Source organism: bacterium (genome assembly GCA_036382775.1).
Classification (GTDB): Bacteria; Hydrothermota; Tepidihabitantia; order SM23-42; family JAOAFX01; genus DASVHD01.
This window is the reverse complement of sequence record DASVHD010000046.1, coordinates 84,283-100,869: the sequence shown is the minus strand read 5'-3', so window position 1 is coordinate 100,869 and position 16,587 is coordinate 84,283. Positions and strand designations below refer to the sequence as shown.

Here is a 16,587-nt window from a genome sequence, read left to right as displayed (position 1 = left end):
TAAATTCTTTTACGGTCATCGCCCCGGCTCATGATATGGTATAGACAGTTTTCACTGCGTAATCGATAGGGACGCGCCATACTCTCATTATATTCTTTTTCCTGATTTTGTCAATTACTTTCTAATTTCGAGGGCTGACCCTATATCTATCTAGTCAAGATCTTTCGATTTCAGCACCGAAAAATGAAATGTAATGTAATTTACCCAATAATTGATTATCCTCAAAATAACCATTTATATTCTTAATATTTAGATTAATCTTGGTTTTTCCATCACACGCTAGTTCGAGTCTGTGTTCATCAGGGTAAAATGAAACGAAGTTTAGTATATTGCCAGGAGGGTCATCGTCTGTAAATCTCGTTTTGTCATACGACACTCCATTTACCCCCAAAAAAACCATGACAGAAGTTGTTCTTGGTGCCATACACAGTTTTAAAAATCCCAAATTCAAAAGGATCGTCATCTCTTCATATTTAACCCGTGTCAATTCGAGTTTGAATACTCTTTCTGCTTCTGTGTATTTCATACCGTGTTGTAAGAATTTGGCGTCATGATAGTATATTGCTGCTTTACCTAGCGCCTCTCCTGAATCAATATTTATTCGCATACTTTCATGGCCATAACGGATAGCGGTAGGTTATTCCGCCTATATGTCTTAACCAAATCTGTAATTGATAATGTTTCATCGGGAGTCCATCAAAAATGTGATGTGGTCCATGATACATAGCTTTTAATCCAATCGGGAATCCACCTGATACAGATGTCTGTACCCCCAGAGTTACCACCGTCCAAAAAATCTCATCCACAATCAATCCAGGTTCATCAGCAATATCGGCATACAAAGCAGAACTTACCCGTAATACGGTAGGCGGCCCAAACGCCGCTTTCGCATCGGTAACCATCTGATCGGCGATGCTAATATCCACTAAACTCAAGGCCAGTTCCCAACCCAACAATTCGGTAATTACATTCATCCCAATGCCCATGGTTATTGGATTGAAAAAATATTCTGTGGTAATTCGTTCACCGGGTTTCGTTTCTGTTATTCTGAAATAGTCATTCTTAATAAAATACCAGTGTATTCGACTAATATCCTCTTTTTCCCACAGTTCAGCGAAAAGAACTGGGTTAGCACATAAGTAACTTTCCATTGATCCTCGATTGCGCCAGTCACCCCACCCTGTGAATTCCCATGCTTTGTAACTCCAATATTCCATCACCTGATCATGCCACAAATCCTCTTCCTCGGTATGATGCACTAGCGCCCAGCCGTAGGGCAGTCGCCCGCCGCCCGATGCATGACCCTGCCGCGGTCGAATAGGCGTCACATAACCCTCACGCGCTGCTCCGGTTGGATCAAGAGATATTAATGGATTATTGAAACAATACGCGTATGGCGACATACCTTTCTGATCCACCGGATCCAGGGTCATAAACCTGCCGATCTGCGGATCGTAGTATCTCAGGCAGAAGTAATTCAAGCCCATCTCCATGTCAATTTCCTTACCCGTGAAGCCGTGGGTGTTCGCGCCATTGCCTGTCTGCGTCATCTCCCCGAAAGGATAATACGTCGCTGCCTAGTCATACGCCGTGCCGTCTTCCTTGGTTATCTTTCTGGTCGATCCCAAAGCATCACCATGATACCAGACCGTATCCGCGCCCGATATTTTAGCAACATGCATGCCATTGGCGTAAACGTACCGTGCGAGTAGTGTGTCGCGTTTATTTTAATTCTTGTTGCTCCAGGAGTCCGCGTAGCCGTAATTTATAGGGAAACATTGTAGTATTGAGATACTGCGACATTTTTTTCGCGTTCAGTTTCACTGCCTTGAAATCAACCTTGCCGCTAACCTGACCATAAATTTTTCCAGTGTATTTATTGAATTCAACCGTAGGCAGTTCAAAGGTTTTCCCCTGAAAAATCACTTGTCCTGTCAACTCTTTCGCATTTCTTGATATCGGGAAATAGAAACCATTCAATGTGGTGCATGCCTCGGCAAAAAGAGGCGGAAACATCTTCCTTGAAAATAAATAGATGATCGAATCAGAATTCAATCGGATCGTATCCATGATCAAGTTTGTATCCATGAGTAGAACCAAATCATAATCATCATAATATACATCAGCCCTGAAATAACTCGTCTGCGGAAAGAAAGAACTTATGACAATAATAGTTTTTCTACCTGTATTCAATCCGAAGGCAGCGCCGACCAATTCAATGTTTTCCGAAAAAGACGCGTCAACATAAGCAAGCTCGCGGCTAACAAGCATCGTGTCAACGCCAAGATCAATATGCATAAGACCCCGCGATACCCTCAGTGCGCATGAACCTAGATCCAGGCTCATGATAACAAAGAGCCAACCCAGTGCCAGTCGTATCACAAGTCTATTCATTAAATGCTTTATTTTACCAAGGGATTCTCATTCTCTATTACTTTTCGTTGACTTCTTGCCAATATTTTATCCAGTCCGCGCGCCTTCCTGAGCTCCATTGATTAGAAAAATACAGGGCTTCGATACCGAGAGCCGTCCTTTCCATGCTATTATATATTGCATCTCGGGCAGCGTCCGTGTAAGCTGTTGGCGCAATTCCATAGGAAAATTGAATCAGATGCACAGCTTCATGAAGCAATATTGATGCAAGGTCAAAGTACGCTGGTATGACTGCATTGGCCTGCCCCGCAATTGCATTGAGATCAAGATTCATCGTCAATGGATCTAGTGCCGACGTTTCACCTGCTAAACCAGGTAAAAATTTATCAATAATATTAACGTCGTGTTCCATTATCCATAGTCCGACATTAATATGCTGCCATCCGTTTGTCGTCAACACATCTACCTCAACTATACCTGAACACAGATAAAACAAAATTTCCTTAAGCAATTGCCTTTTTTCAGAACTCATTTTTCTGTTAGGATCTAATGCATAGTCCCATCCTGGTCCAAAAAACTCAAGGTCCAAGGGTTCAGCATGCGACATCGCTAATTCGTACAGCCAGTCAGTACCCCATACTTTGTGCGTCCAATAAAACATTACCTGATCATGCCACAAATCCTCTTCCTCGGTATGATGCACCGGTGCCCAGCCAAAGGGTACTCCTCCACCACCCCCGGCATGAACTTGCTGCGTTCGAATAGGTGTCATATAATCTTCTCGCCCCGATCCGGATGGATCGATTGATGTTAATGGATTATTGAAACAATAAGCATACGGCGATATCCCTTTCTGATCTACCGGATCTAGCGTCATAAACCGCCCGATCTGCGGATCGTAGTAGCGCAGGCAGAAGTAATTCAAACCCATTTCACTGTCGTATTCTTTGCCCGTGAATCCGTGGGCGTTATTTCCCGCTCCCGTCTGCGTCATCTCGCCGAAGGGATAATACGTTGCCGACCAATCATAACCCGTCCCGTCTTCCTTGGTCATTTTTCTGGTTGATCCCAGCGCATCCCCATGATACCATGTCGTATCCGTGCCCGATATTTTGGCGACATGCATGCCGCTGGCATAAATATAGCGGCTAAGGATGGTGCCGTCCGGGCCGTATTCGGCGATCGGGTTGATGCCGTCGTAGATATAATAGGTCGTGGTTTCAGTTTCGCTCCCCGGATCATTATAATGCTTTTTTATTCTTAGTCCAGAGGCATTATAGGCAAAATCGCAATAAACACCCGATGATATTTTCTTGTAGTAGATGAGCCGGTTATTCCAGTCATAAGCAAAGGAATCCACCGTCGTTTCCGGACTACCCTGGCGGTGTCTCAGGATATTGCCGCTGTTATCATAGTAATACTTGTAGCCTCGATGATCCTGCTGAAGTTTGTTGGTGCTGGAATAATAGCTGTAATTCGTGCCGGATTTAGAAGCTCGGTTGCCCACTTTATCGTAGGTGAAGGACTGGTTGCCGTTAGGGCAGGTAACCGTGGTCAACCGGTTCAATGCGTCATAGTCATATTTCTGCCGGTTATTCGTGACGATGCTGTCGATGATCGAATCGACATTGGAATTATCCTGGTAAAGATAGGTCAGGTTGATGTATGTATCCCGGCTTTTATAGGATTTGAGCCGGATCGGCCGCAGCCTTGAATCATAGGTGATGGTATCGGTCACGCTGCCCGAGGGGGTCGCGGGATACTGCAGTTTGGTGATCTGGCCTGCCGGGTTGTATCTGAAGGTCACCGATGTCCTTGAGATATCCCAGTGCATTATAGTGATAAATAGTTTTATAAGTCGGCGATATATTGATTAAAGTGCAAAGGTCCGCGTCGTTGTATTTATACGTGATTGCTTTCTCGCCGGTGCAGCCCGTAAGGTTGACGCGCTTGAGTCCGAGCCGACCCTGGTCGTCGTAGAAGTACTTGGTCGAATCAATCCCGGCCGTGACCAGGGACCATAATCGGCCTTTGGGATTATCTAAACCAGTAGGCGCGCCGACTACGACATCATAGGTCAATCTCACCGTATCGGGCCAGGTGGAACCATCCGGAGAATGCAGGATCCGAGTCAGCCTGTACAGGTCGTCATATGCGTAGTTTACCGTGCCATGAGCGTCTTTTTTAGTCGTGAGGTTGCCAAGATCGTCGTATTCATATAAGACATCAACGCTATTGCCGTCATAGGTCCAGGATGAACTCGCATCAGGACCATCTGCACCCCGGAGCCGGCTCAACTTGTCGTAGTAGTATTTGGTCAGTCTGGATTCGGCGTCCGTGATCTGGGTGAGGTTATGGAGTTTGTCGTACTGGTAATATGTTTTATTGCTATTAGCATCGGTCAGAGTATCGATCAAACCAAAAGCGTTCTTGGAATATATTGTCTTGTTGTTTTTCTCGTCATAGATCGTATCGGCATAAGCATGGTATTTGATTTTGATCTTCTTGGCGTCCGGATGTGTGATCAGGGTATCCCGGCCGACACCGTCATACTCAAAACAAGTAATGTCCGACCAGGACGGTGTCGAATAATCATAAGATATTGTGCCGGTCACTTCATGGGGATTACCGACCGAATCTTTAAATCCGTTGCCGTTATAGGTGATGTTCTGGATGACCGTGGTATCAGTCCGGTATTGTTTGGTCTGAATCATTCTGGAAAAACCGTCCAGGAAGGATTTACCGACCAGCCACCGGGTATCGAGCTTGACCGAATCTATCACGTTGGCTGGTTTGGAAGCGGCGATGTCGTCCTTGAAATACCTTTTGATGACCGAAGGATTATCTTCATTGGGTTGCCAGATTTTGCGAATCCGATTTAGGCTGTCATAGGCAATGACCGTGCTGTCGTTATTGACGTCAAAGGCCTTTTTGACCAGACCCGTGGCCGAGTCGTATTCGGTCCGGGTATACAACGAGCAGATCGCGGTGGCCATATGGTTGACCGTACGCCAAGAATAGGCATACAACGAATCATCAGGCTTGTTATAATGGGTAAAGGTAGTTTCAGCGGCGCTTGATGATGCATGGGAGATCGCGTGGACCGCATTGCCCACCTGATCATACCGCAGCTCACTTTTGGTATAGTCGGTACCGCCTTTCCACTGCTGGATCCGGGTTAAGTTGCCCCGGATATTGCAAGGCGCGGCGGGGATCTGCCATTTTACCGGCACCGGATTTGTGTAGATTTTTACGATATTGACCGTGTCGTCGTAGAAATAATAAGTTTGAGCCAAGACATTAGTACCGGCTGAGTCTGAGGTAATTGTTTCGCTGGTCACCAGCCGGAAGAACCGTTTTGTCAGATGCTCATCCCGGGTTTTGTAACTGCTGTCATTGTCGACGATTTTACTACTGTAAAGGTTATAGATGGCATAGACCTGCAGGGTGTCAGGACTGGCAATCTGTTTGACCGTGGCCGTAACTATGCAGATGGTATCGGTGTCGGGATAACTAATGGAAACAGTCACAGCCTTTTTATAAGCTGGATTGTAAACAAAGGTGTCCGCATCGGTGACCAGCCAAGTACCATTGTATTTACCCCATTGCCGCTTAATTATTAAAGTATCGACGCCCTGCAATGAGTAAAAGGATACGGTCGAGGTCATGGGCGGCTCATCGATATGCGCTGTGACTTTCAGCCAGAATGTCGCACTGTCATCGCTGCACGCATAGGTCTGACGGGTCCAGTAGTCATCGTTGGCATTTAATGTATCACCCATGTTTTTGATCAGCCGGGGGTTGCCGTAATCGTCGTAGTCATAGTACCTGACCCCGTAGTACCGAATCCGGTCCATAGGTCAGGCTGCGCTTTGACACGGATATACTATCGGCCGTGATTTTTTTGATCCCGGCTGGACCAGCAATAGTGGTACCCAGGTTGCGGCCGCCCCGGTTATATATTACCGATGAATCGAGCATGCCGTAGGTCGCCAGGCCCTTGGTCACGCCCCATGATGGCGCCTCATATTCCCGCCAGCCGGCGCGGAAAAACGAACACTGGTAATTGCCCTCGGGATCGCGCACCATGACCGAGTCCGGGTTGGTGATCGAGGTCTCGTATGCGTTCGGCGGATTCCCGGTCTTGCTGTTAACTCTGGTATAGATCGTCGTATCGGGCGATGACCAGGGATCGTCGGTGATGGTCTTTTTGATTGCCCGGGTATACCATTTTATCCAGGTCGTATACACTTCATCGGTGGGCAGATAGACCGGGATCCCAGGCTTATAATAATTATAAGTCTCGTATTCGTAGTTGATCACGCCATTATTGCGGGTGTGCACCGCGGTCAATTCAAAATACTGGTTGTATTCGTAATAGACCGAATCGCCGTCCGGATAGACCATGGATTTTAATAATAATGCGCCCCGGTCATCACCGTTCAATGACCCAAAAGGTGAGTTGTAGGTCCAGGCCGTTGTATCGTAGTGATAAGCAACCTTGAGACTGACATTGTTAAAACCCTTGTATTTAAGGCTGTCCAATAAATAATATGAATAATCTCCGCCGCCGCTATAAGGCGACAGGTGATAGTGCGCGGTCAAACGGCGCTTGGTCGAGGTCAATAAGGAATCGAACCGCAGGTACGTGGATGAATAGATACTGTAATAAAAGCCGGTTATATTGCCGTTGTTGTCCGTGACCCGGGTCAAATAGAAAAACGGGACGTCGTATTGGGTGAATTTTCGGGCAAACCTCATGATCCCACCGTTGTCGGTCCGGATCTCAACGCTGTCCAGAATCGTGTCCTGACGGGTAAAAAGATGCATGAGTTGAAACGCACCGTCGGTCGAAAGATAATCGCCGCTCTGATATTTTTTCTTGAAATATACCTGCAAACCGCCGGGCTGTTCATAGATCATGCCACTGTCGCCGGCCACCCAGACCTTGCCGAAATGGAAGTTCCAGCCCGTACCGGTCCAGAGATTGCGGGATAACAAATAAGCGTTGCTGTCAACCGTAACCATGGAGCTATCCGCTGCCCAGATCTTGGAATTGTAATACCGTAGAATCGGGACCGCGCCGTTCCGTCCGGGTAACGACAGGTCGGCTTCCGGGATCAGCAAGGCACCGTTGACCGGCGTGACCCCGCCTTGCTGGGGCTCCATGTTTAACCGGCTGATGCCGTCCTGCATGTTTTCGTTCCAGGCCTGGATAAAACCCAGCCGCTGGCGGGATTCGGTTGTGGTCCAGTTGGCTTCGAGATTACAGGGGAAAATATATCCGATTATTATCAATGTAGACACAATCTTGCCCATATGTTTACTTACCTGCATTGCTCCCTCCTTTGCACGCTACTTGTTTTCAGGTCATATGCGCCCGTTGCAGATTCAGGAAATGGATCGCACCAACCGATTGAAAATAATGATATTGACGATGACGATGATTTTGCGCGGTTAGACCGACAGAACTTGTCTTGTCTTGTTGAAAATCCTACATAAGAAAGAGTCAACTCGTTACACATAATTTATTATACTGCACTCCAGTTAATTGTCAATGGTTGGGTGACTATCTCAATAAAATAAAAAATATTCTACATGATTCAAGAATTTTATGATTTTATCCACGCTCATAATATCGTCATTCACGCAAGAATATTCTTATATATGCCCACTTAGTCAACCGCATGCGGATAACAGGCATAAAGTCAAACCAGCGTAAAATAAGTTACTATAAACCCTGGCTAGTCGATCTGCCTCCTCAGGAACGTCGGTACTTCCAGGTCGTTCTCGTTGATAAGGCGCTCTTTTGATTCCTTTTTTTCCTTCTGCCGGACGAAAGTCGGCAGTCCTAAGTCGTCCCGCGTGTTCACCGCCGGGAATTCCACCACGGTCTGGGGTGCTTTGTCCGTGATACCGGTCGCAACGACCATGACCTTCACCTTATTCTCAAGTTCCTCGTCGATCACTACGCCGGCAATGACCTTTGCGTCGCCACCGACCTCGTTACGGATCATCAGGCCGGCTTCGTTGAACTCGGTCATCGTCAGATCGGATCCACCGGTCACGTTGATCAACACGCCCCGGGCGCCCTTGATGGTCGCGTCATCCAGTAATGGCGAAGCAATCGCCAGCTGGGCCGCTTGCACGGCGCGGTTTTCGCCTTCAGCAATACCCATGCCCATGACGGCCTTACCCTTCTCGATCATGACAGTCCGGATATCGGCAAAATCAAGGTTAATGAGTCCGGGCTTGGTTATCATCTCGGCGATACCCTTGATCGCGTTGAACAACACGACATTGCCGACCTTGAATGCTTCGACGATCGATTGTTCTTTCGGCGATATCGCTACCAGGCGCTGATTCGGGATGCAGATAAGTGTATCCACGATCTCCTTCAGGTGGTCGATCCCGGTCTCGGCGTTCTTGTTCCGCCAGACGCCCTCAAAGTCAAAGGGCTTGGTGACAACGGCCACGACCAGGCTGCCTGCGTTCTTTGCTTCCTCGGCGATTACGGGCGACGCGCCGGTTCCGGTGCCGCCGCCTTCTCCGCAGGTAATGAAGACCATGTCCGCGTCCTTCACGAGGTCCCTGATCTGCTCACGCGATTCCTCGGCGGCCTTGCGGCCGATCTCGGGATCGCCGCCCGCGCCCAGGCCGGCCGTCAGGTTCGTACCGATCTGCACCTTTTCCGGCGCCTGGCTCATTTGCAGCACCTGGGCGTCGGTATTGATCGCGATGCTCTCCACGCCCTGAATCCCGTATGACTGAGCGTAGTTGATGGTGTTGCATCCGCCGCCGCCAACTCCGATCAGTTTTATCTTTGCACAGTATTTCGGCTCCTGCACTAATTCCAGCATATGTTACCTCCTTAGTTACGAATATTCCGGATGATAGCGAATTTTACGAATGCACGGTCGCTGTAATTCGAACCATTCGTTTATTTTCATTCGCATCATTCGTTTTTAAAAATATTTCCCGAACAGATCCTCGAACCGCTTTTTCAACGCATCAAAGATGGTGCCTCCCTTTGCCCGGGGTATCAGCGATTCGTTCTTTTTGTCAAACCCGTAGATGATCAGGCCGACGCCCGTCGCGTAGATCGGATCGAGGATGATATCGGTCAGCCCGCCGATCTTCTTGGGGATTCCGATCTTGACCGGCAGGTTGAATATTTCCTCGGCAAAACGGTCCATGCCCTGAAGCCGGGCCGTACCGCCCGTGATCACCACGCCGGCACCCAGCACGTCAAAGAACCCGCTCTTCTTGATCTCCTTGTTGACGATCATCATGATCTCTTCGACCCGCGGGCTCACGATATTGTACAGGGTCTCCTTGGTGATGAATCGGTCTTCGCGACCGCCGATGCCGGGCACCTTGATCTCCTCTTTTTTCTCCTCGGGCGTGAGCATCAGTGTGGCGTACTTCCGTTTGATCGTTTCGGCCTGGACATGTGGCGTCCTGATGCCGATCGCGATGTCATTCGTAATATACTCGCCGCCCAGCGGGATCACCTGGGTATAACGGATCGCGCCGTCGTAGAATATGGCGAGGTCCGTTGTACCGCCGCCCATGTCCAGCAGGCAGACGCCAAGGTCCATCTCGTCGGGCTGCAGGACCGAATACGAGGACGCCAGGGGTTGCAGCACCAGGTCTTTCACCCGGAGTCCCGCGCGCTGGAGCGCGGAAAAAATATTCTGGGCGGATGTGATCGCCGCCGTCACGATATGCACCTCGGCTTCCAGCTTGACACCGCTCATGCCGATCGGGTCCTTGATACCCTTTTCGTTGTCCACGATGTACTCGATGGGTATGGCATGGATTATCTCCCGGTCAAGCGGCAGGGCGATCGCCTGTGCCTGTTCAATGACCCGTTCGATGTCGCGTTTGGTGATGACGCCGCCGGTCCGGGCCGTGGCGATCATCGCGTGGGCATTAATGCTCTCAATGTGGGATCCGGAAATGCCGGCATAGCAGGTATCGACCTTGACGCCCGCCATCCGGCTGGCTTCATCGACCGCTTTCTTGATCGATCCGATCGATTTTTCGAGGTTGACGATCACTCCCCGTTTCAAACCGTACGACGGCGTTGAACCCACACCAACGATCTTCAACTCGCCGTTGTCAACCTCCGCTATGATCGCCGCGACTTTGGTCGTTCCCAGATCAATGCCCACGATCTTCTCTTTTTTTGCCATAGAGCTCCTCCTATTGCCTTGTTCTGATAATGATCTGCCTTGAGAACCGCATATCGACCTCCATCCGGTCCCCAAGCTCATAGAGCTTCAGCGAATCAATATATGCCATTTTCTCGTTCAGCCGTCCGGTGCCAAGATAAAACCTGACACCCTGGTACTCGATGATCCCGTCCACTTCGGATAGAACCTTGGCTTCCGGGATTACGTCATAGATCGTAATGATCTTTTCTTCCTTTTTTCTCAGCAAATTGCATGACACCACCAAGATCATGATGAAAAAACCCAACCACAGACCGGCGCGCTGGATGCCATCAACCAGCATCATCGCACTATCCTCACCTCGGGCTGCAGCTTGATCCCTTTATTCCTGCGCACAGCATTCTGGATCTTCCGGACCAGCGCGAGCACATCGTCAGCCGTAGCACGACCGCAATTCATGATGAAATTGCCGTGCCTGAGACTTACCATCGCCTGTCCCACCCGGCTGCCCTTAAGGCCGCATTCCTCGATCAACTTTCCGGCCGGGTTCCCCGGCGGATTTTTGAAGAATGAGCCGGCGCTGCGGCCGCTGGGCTGGCGGGCATTCCGCTGGGCGAGATATTTCTTTATCGTTCCGGAGATCACCGACCGGCGCCCCTTGCCCAGGCGCAGCGTGACCGACACGATCGTGTGACGATCGCTGATCCTGGAACTGCGGTATTTGAAACCGATCTCTTCCGCCTCGAGGACCTTTACCTTTCCGTCCCTGGTCATGACCGTTACGTTTTCCGTGATCCCTGCGATCGCATGTCCCCAGGCACCAGCATTGCCTTTTACGGCGCCGCCGACCGTTCCGGGGATACCGGCAAGGAACTCAGCGCCGCGGCGCTGAGTGTCGCGAGCTTTTTTCACCAGCGTCCTGAGATAAACTCCAGCTCCGCATACGCATTGTTCTCCACCCATTTTTATCTCCGAAAAAGAACCGCACAGTTTGATCACGACACCCTTGAATCCCCGGTCGCTGAAGAGCACGTTCGTGCCGGCGCCGATCACCATAGCTCTCAGCCGGTACCGGGCAACGAACGCCAATACCTGCCTGAGACCTTTCCTGGAATGCACGCGGATAAAATAATCGGCCTTGCCGCCGATCCCCAACGACGTGTGCCCGGCCAACTGTTCGCCACGCCTGATCTCAAAACCCGCTGCGGGACTGATCCGAAACGCTTTCTTCATGCCAGTTCCTTTAACAAACGACCGCTCACTTCATTGATGTTGCCGGCACCCAGCAGGATCACGATGTCATTGGGTGCGGTCGTTTCTTTGAGAAAATCGACGATCCGGTCAAAGTCCGCTATGTAATGCACCCCGTCCTGTTCCTTGCTGATCCTTTTTGCCAGCGCGTCGGCCGTGACGCCGGGGATCGGAAGTTCATGGGCCGCGTAGATGTCGGTGACGACCACGATATTCGCGTACAGGAACGCGAACGCGAACTGGTCGAAAAGATGATAAGTTCTGCTGTAACGGTGCGGCTGGAAGACAGCGATGATCCGTTCCTTGGGATAATACTCCCGCAGGGTCTGGAGCGTGACCGCGATCTCGGTGGGATGGTGACCGTAGTCGTCAAAGACCTTTATCGAATTGACCTCACCGAGATATTCGATGCGCCGGCGCACGCCCTTGAATTCGGCCAGTGAATCCCGGATACACGAGGTCCTGATGCCCAATTCCATACCCACACCGATGGCCGCGGTCGCGTTGGTGATATTGTGCCGGCCCGGGATCCTGATCATAAACTTGCCGACGTGCTTGTTATGCATCGACACGGAAAATGTGGTGCCCTGTTCGGTCCGCTCGATCGTCCGGGACCGCAGATGCGCGAATTCACCAAGCCCGTAGAAAATGACTTTCCGGAATATCTTGTTGCGGATCTGCAGGGCGCTCAGGGAGTCCGCGCACAGAAAAATACATCCCCAGAACGGCACGTGGTTGGCAAAGTGGCTGAAACTGTCCTTGATCTCATCCAGGTTCTTGTAATGGTCAAGGTGCTCGGCCTCGATATTGGTGATGACCGCGTACGCGGGTAGTAAGCGCAGAAAGGACTTGTCCGATTCATCCGCTTCGCATACCAGATAATCGCCCCGCCCCAGGTGCGCCTGGCTCTTACCCTTGACGATGCCGCCGACGATCGTCGTCGGCTCAAGCCCGCCCTTTTGCAGCACATCACCGACGATCGAGGTCGTGGTCGTCTTGCCGTGCGTGCCGGAGATGCAGACGGAGATCTTCAGCCGGGTCAGTTCTGCCAGCAGCTCGCCCCGGTGGATCAAAGGAATGCCCAGGCGTTTTGCCTCGCTGATCTCGGGGTTGTTCTCCGGAATAGCGGTCGAATAGACCGCGACGTCCGCGCCGGTGACATTTTCCTTCTTATGCCGGTAAACCACGTGGATGCCCTTTTTCACCAGCGCCTCGGTGATATGCGTGCGGTTTATGTCCGACCCCGACACTTCGAACTTTAAATTTTTGAGCACGACTGCAAGACCGCTCATGCCGATACCGCCGATGCCGATAAAATGAAGCCGTTCCGTCTTGCCCAGCAGCTTTTTCATGAAAACTCCCTTTCGATCTCGTCGACGATCGACTTCTCCGCGTCGATGAGGGCGTGGGGCGAGCTGTTCATCCGCCGCCCCATCAATTCATTGATCCGGTCCAGTAGTTTTTCTGCGGTCAACCCCTTTTCCTCGATGACGATGCCGCCGCCTTCGGCGGCAAAGAATAGACCGTTGTAATGCTGGTGATCGTCAATGGCGAACGGGAACGGGATGAACACCGCTTTTTTCTTCATCGCCATGATCTCGTAACCAGCCAGCGCGCCGCTGCGGGAGACGATAATATCGGACGCTCCGATCTCGGTCCATGGTTCATTGGTGAATGGGATCACCTGGGTCCGTGTATCACTGCGTTTCTTCACCCATTCGTAATCCCGCTGTCCGCTGATGATCGTGATCTCGATGTTGGCGGGCATGATCCTTGACAGCTCCAGCGCCAATTCATTGATCCTCTTTGCTCCCCCGCTTCCTCCCATGAAAAGAATGCGCGGACATTCCTTAGCCGCCGGCTGCAGCAAGGTTTTGAACTCGGACCGGATCGGCACGCCGGTCAGCCGCAGCCTGCCTGGCAGCGTTGTCCGGATCGGGATGCCAAGGAAGACCCGGCGCGCATAGCGCGCCACGAAACGGGTCGCCCGGCCCGGCACAGAATTGGGTTCGAAAACATAGAAGGGACTGCGGTTTATCATGCATGAAATGATGAGCGGCAACGAACCGAATCCGCCGCAGGAAAATCCGATGTTGTGCTTTGTCAAAAGCATCAGACGGTACGACGAGTATGCCAGGGATATGAAAAAGTGAAGCTTGGTAACGATCGTTCGCCCGAAAAATGGCCGTGCCTTGATCGCGAAAGTGTCAAGTCCGTACGCCCGCGCGATCTTTTCCTCGTGAAATCCGGTGCGCACAAGGAAAGCAACAGGATATTGCCGTTTCAAGAGCTCACAGGCAATGACTACCGCGGGGAAATAGTGCCCGCCAGTCCCAATCCCGCACACCACAACCTTCTTTTTCTTCATTTGACTCATTTTTTTATTCCCATTCACCATTGAACCTTTTAACCTTTTAACCTTTTATGACTCTTTATCACCGGTCACTCTCTTTCGAAATCTGCAGGATCAACCCGACCGCGTACAGGTTTGCCGCCAAAGACCAGCCGCCGTACGAGATGAACGGCATGGGAATGCCGGTGGGCGGCAACAACCCCAGGCTGACGCCGATATGGACCAGGAAAATTATAAAGATCGTGGCATTCAATCCATAGACTACAAGCCGCGGGAATTCATCCTGCACGCCCTGGGCGATCGACACACCCCGCAGGAATAATTCCCAGAAAAATACGAATATCACGAGGCTCCCCACAAAGCCGAATTCCTCCGCGATATGCGCAAAAATGAAATCATTGTGGATCTTGGGCAGGAAAAGAAATTTCTGGATCCCGGCGCCTGGCCCTCGGCCGAAAAAGCCGCCAGAACCGATCGCGATAAGCGACTGCTGGACCTGGTATGTCGGGTGCGACAGAAAACTTGCCACGCGCGCCTGGGCATGGGGAAAGAACAGGACGCAGGCGGCGAACACGGCGATGCCGGTGGCCATGATCCCGGTCAGGATCTTCCAGCGGGCTCCGCCGTACACCAGCATTGCCACAAGCGTCAGGAACGATATCAGGGCGACCGATATCGACGGCTGAACCGCGACCAGAAAGATGATGAACAACCCGATCAGGATAGTCATGACCGCGCCCTGCCCGGTGGATGCGATGCGGGGATGCGAAGCGAAAAAATTGGCGAAAAAGAAAACGATCCAGATCCTGATAAACTCGGAAACCTGTAGCCCGAATGAAGCCAGGGGCAGACTGCGCCGGGCGCCGAACTGCAACTTGCCCATCACCAGCGTGATGATGAGCAATGCAGTCAGGCACAGGAAGAGCGGGAAGATAAGTTTTTTGATCCTTTCATACGGAATCACGAGCCCCAGCACGAAAAACAAAACCGCGAACAGGAGCCGTTGCACGTGCCCGACCAGGTAATAGGTCGACTCCACGCCCCGGCGCATGGCCTGGTAATACGATGAAGAATAAACGAACACAACGCCGATAACGACCAGGACAAACACCGCGAACAGGAACGTTTTATCGATTCTTACCGACTGCATTTTTGAAGGCCTCCCCTCGGTCGGCGAAATCCCGGAACAGACCGAACGAAGCAAATCCAGGGTTCAGCATTATGGTATCATCGGGCGCGGCGAACATCCGGCTCTTAATAACGGCGTCATCCATGTCTTTCGCGATCGCAAACCTTGTGTAGCCTTTGGTCCTGAAGTACTGCGCGATCTCAGGTGCATTCTCCCCCAGCAGAACACATGCCTTGGCCTCCCTCACCAAGAGATCAAGGTACCCATGAGCTTGATCGCCCTTGGTCCGGCCGCCGATGATGACAATCTTTGTACCCGGCATGGCATTGAACGACGCGATCGCCGCCATTTCGTTCGTACACATCGAATTATTAATGTACTTTACCGTGCCGCCGGCGGCCACTTCTTCCAGACGGTGCGGCAGGGTCGTGAAAGTCCTTATACCCCGCTCGATAGCATCGTTGCCGACCTTCAAGATCTTGGCGACCGCGATCGCCGCCATGATGTTCAGCCGGTTGTGAGCGCCACGCAAGGGAAGATCCTCTGCCGGGAACAGCGGTTCATCCAGGAAATTGAAACGGTGGTTCAGCCACGCGCCGCCGGTCGCGGTTCTCCCGAAATAAACGACCCGGGCCGCGATCCGGCCGATGAACTTCCTGGTGGACTGGTCATCGCTGCACAGGACCGCAAAATCAGCCGGGGTTTGATTTTTAAAGATCTGCGCCTTGGCCCCGGCATATTCTTCGATCGACCGGTGCCAGTTCAGGTGGTCCATGCCGATATTGGTAAGGACGGCAATGCGTGGATGGAATTTTTCTATGCGCATCAGCTGGAACGAAGAGACCTCAAGCACATAGTAATCGTAAGGGTCCTGGAACAGCGCGTGGGAAAAGGGTGTACCCGGCGAGATGTTGCCGCCCAGGAAATTTTTGATCCCGGCCTGCTTTAAAATGGAACTGATGAGCGCAACGGTCGTGCTCTTGCCATTGGTCCCGGTGACAGCGATCACGCTCGGATCGCCGAGGTGAGCGTAGGTGAACTCGATTTCATCGATTATCCTCGCGCCGCTTGCCCTCATGTTCGTGATGATCGGCTTAGAGTCCGGGAAGCCGGGCGAAGCGATGACCAGATCATAGGAGCGGTTCTCATGATTCCCGATCTTGCCGGTCCTGATCAGATCGCGCGCGGCGTCGGAAAGGTTCTCGGGGTGCTCCTCATAGAGGTAGAGTTCATCGCCCCGCTGCATCGCATAGCGCGCTATGGCCAGAGTGGCGCGTCCCAGTCCCAGCAGCAGGATCTTCAAC

13 protein-coding genes and 1 pseudogene are annotated in these 16,587 nt (G+C 51.3%); all 14 read right to left on the bottom strand.

Annotated features, from left to right (window positions below; genetic code table 11):
- Positions 1-154 precede the first annotated feature (154 nt).
- The 14 genes and pseudogenes from VF399_11835 to murD all read right to left on the bottom strand — a co-directional run bounded on the left by VF399_11835 (position 155) and on the right by murD (position 16,586).
- Entirely contained in the window at positions 155-607 is a 453-nt protein-coding gene (locus VF399_11835; GenBank protein ID HEX7321029.1) for a DUF2948 family protein, read from the bottom strand.
- A 4-nt stretch (positions 608-611) separates the two neighbouring features.
- Positions 612-1,556, bottom strand: a pseudogene (locus tag VF399_11830) (RHS repeat-associated core domain-containing protein).
- 166 nt (positions 1,557-1,722) lie between these two features.
- On the bottom strand, positions 1,723-2,298 hold the full coding sequence (locus VF399_11825) for a hypothetical protein (protein HEX7321028.1): 576 nt from the start codon (positions 2,296-2,298) through the stop codon (positions 1,723-1,725).
- 133 nt (positions 2,299-2,431) lie between these two features.
- The gene (locus tag VF399_11820; protein HEX7321027.1) at positions 2,432-4,180 is read right to left on the bottom strand and encodes an RHS repeat-associated core domain-containing protein; all 1,749 of its coding nucleotides are present in this window, start codon (positions 4,178-4,180) and stop codon (positions 2,432-2,434) included.
- Positions 4,089-6,230 (bottom strand): hypothetical protein, encoded by a 2,142-nt coding sequence (locus VF399_11815; GenBank protein HEX7321026.1) that lies wholly within the window; start codon positions 6,228-6,230, stop codon positions 4,089-4,091. The genes VF399_11820 and VF399_11815 overlap by 92 nt, the downstream gene beginning before the upstream one ends.
- Complete coding sequence (locus VF399_11810) at positions 6,193-7,710, bottom strand: hypothetical protein (GenBank protein HEX7321025.1); 1,518 nt, start codon at positions 7,708-7,710, stop codon at positions 6,193-6,195. Before VF399_11810 ends, VF399_11815 begins: the two co-directional genes overlap by 38 nt.
- Positions 7,711-8,117: 407 nt before the next feature.
- Positions 8,118-9,233, bottom strand: coding sequence for a cell division protein FtsZ (ftsZ, locus tag VF399_11805; GenBank protein ID HEX7321024.1), 1,116 nt, complete (start codon positions 9,231-9,233; stop codon positions 8,118-8,120).
- A gap of 105 nt (positions 9,234-9,338) precedes the next feature.
- Positions 9,339-10,571: a cell division protein FtsA gene (gene ftsA / locus VF399_11800; GenBank protein HEX7321023.1), complete on the bottom strand. Its 1,233-nt coding sequence runs from the start codon at positions 10,569-10,571 to the stop codon at positions 9,339-9,341.
- A gap of 10 nt (positions 10,572-10,581) precedes the next feature.
- Entirely contained in the window at positions 10,582-10,896 is a 315-nt protein-coding gene (locus VF399_11795; GenBank protein ID HEX7321022.1) for a hypothetical protein, read from the bottom strand.
- Positions 10,893-11,783: a UDP-N-acetylmuramate dehydrogenase gene (gene murB, locus VF399_11790; protein ID HEX7321021.1), complete on the bottom strand. Its 891-nt coding sequence runs from the start codon at positions 11,781-11,783 to the stop codon at positions 10,893-10,895. The genes VF399_11795 and murB overlap by 4 nt, the downstream gene beginning before the upstream one ends.
- On the bottom strand, positions 11,780-13,153 hold the full coding sequence (gene murC / locus VF399_11785; protein HEX7321020.1) for a UDP-N-acetylmuramate--L-alanine ligase: 1,374 nt from the start codon (positions 13,151-13,153) through the stop codon (positions 11,780-11,782). The genes murB and murC overlap by 4 nt, the downstream gene beginning before the upstream one ends.
- Entirely contained in the window at positions 13,150-14,169 is a 1,020-nt protein-coding gene (locus VF399_11780) for a glycosyltransferase (protein ID HEX7321019.1), read from the bottom strand. The genes murC and VF399_11780 overlap by 4 nt, the downstream gene beginning before the upstream one ends.
- Positions 14,170-14,236: 67 nt before the next feature.
- Complete coding sequence (locus VF399_11775) at positions 14,237-15,304, bottom strand: FtsW/RodA/SpoVE family cell cycle protein (protein ID HEX7321018.1); 1,068 nt, start codon at positions 15,302-15,304, stop codon at positions 14,237-14,239.
- Positions 15,282-16,586 (bottom strand): UDP-N-acetylmuramoyl-L-alanine--D-glutamate ligase, encoded by a 1,305-nt coding sequence (gene murD / locus VF399_11770; GenBank protein HEX7321017.1) that lies wholly within the window; start codon positions 16,584-16,586, stop codon positions 15,282-15,284. Before murD ends, VF399_11775 begins: the two co-directional genes overlap by 23 nt.
- Between the last annotated feature and the right edge of the window lies 1 nt (position 16,587).

Excerpts from the sequence above, each read along its gene's own strand:
- murC (HEX7321020.1), bottom strand. The coding sequence starts at position 13,153 with ATGAAAAAGCTGCTGGGCAAGACGGAACGGCTTCATTTTATCGGCATC.
- ftsZ (HEX7321024.1), bottom strand. The coding sequence starts at position 9,233 with ATGCTGGAATTAGTGCAGGAGCCGAAATACTGTGCAAAGATAAAACTG.
- VF399_11775 (HEX7321018.1), bottom strand. The coding sequence starts at position 15,304 with ATGCAGTCGGTAAGAATCGATAAAACGTTCCTGTTCGCGGTGTTTGTC.
- VF399_11780 (HEX7321019.1), bottom strand. The coding sequence starts at position 14,169 with ATGAAGAAAAAGAAGGTTGTGGTGTGCGGGATTGGGACTGGCGGGCAC.
- VF399_11835 (HEX7321029.1), bottom strand. The coding sequence starts at position 607 with ATGCGAATAAATATTGATTCAGGAGAGGCGCTAGGTAAAGCAGCAATA.
- VF399_11810 (HEX7321025.1), bottom strand. The coding sequence starts at position 7,710 with ATGCAGGTAAGTAAACATATGGGCAAGATTGTGTCTACATTGATAATA.
- VF399_11795 (HEX7321022.1), bottom strand. The coding sequence starts at position 10,896 with ATGATGCTGGTTGATGGCATCCAGCGCGCCGGTCTGTGGTTGGGTTTT.
- ftsA (HEX7321023.1), bottom strand. The coding sequence starts at position 10,571 with ATGGCAAAAAAAGAGAAGATCGTGGGCATTGATCTGGGAACGACCAAA.
- VF399_11825 (HEX7321028.1), bottom strand. The coding sequence starts at position 2,298 with ATGCATATTGATCTTGGCGTTGACACGATGCTTGTTAGCCGCGAGCTT.
- VF399_11815 (HEX7321026.1), bottom strand. The coding sequence starts at position 6,230 with ATGGACCGGATTCGGTACTACGGGGTCAGGTACTATGACTACGACGAT.
- murB (HEX7321021.1), bottom strand. The coding sequence starts at position 11,783 with ATGAAGAAAGCGTTTCGGATCAGTCCCGCAGCGGGTTTTGAGATCAGG.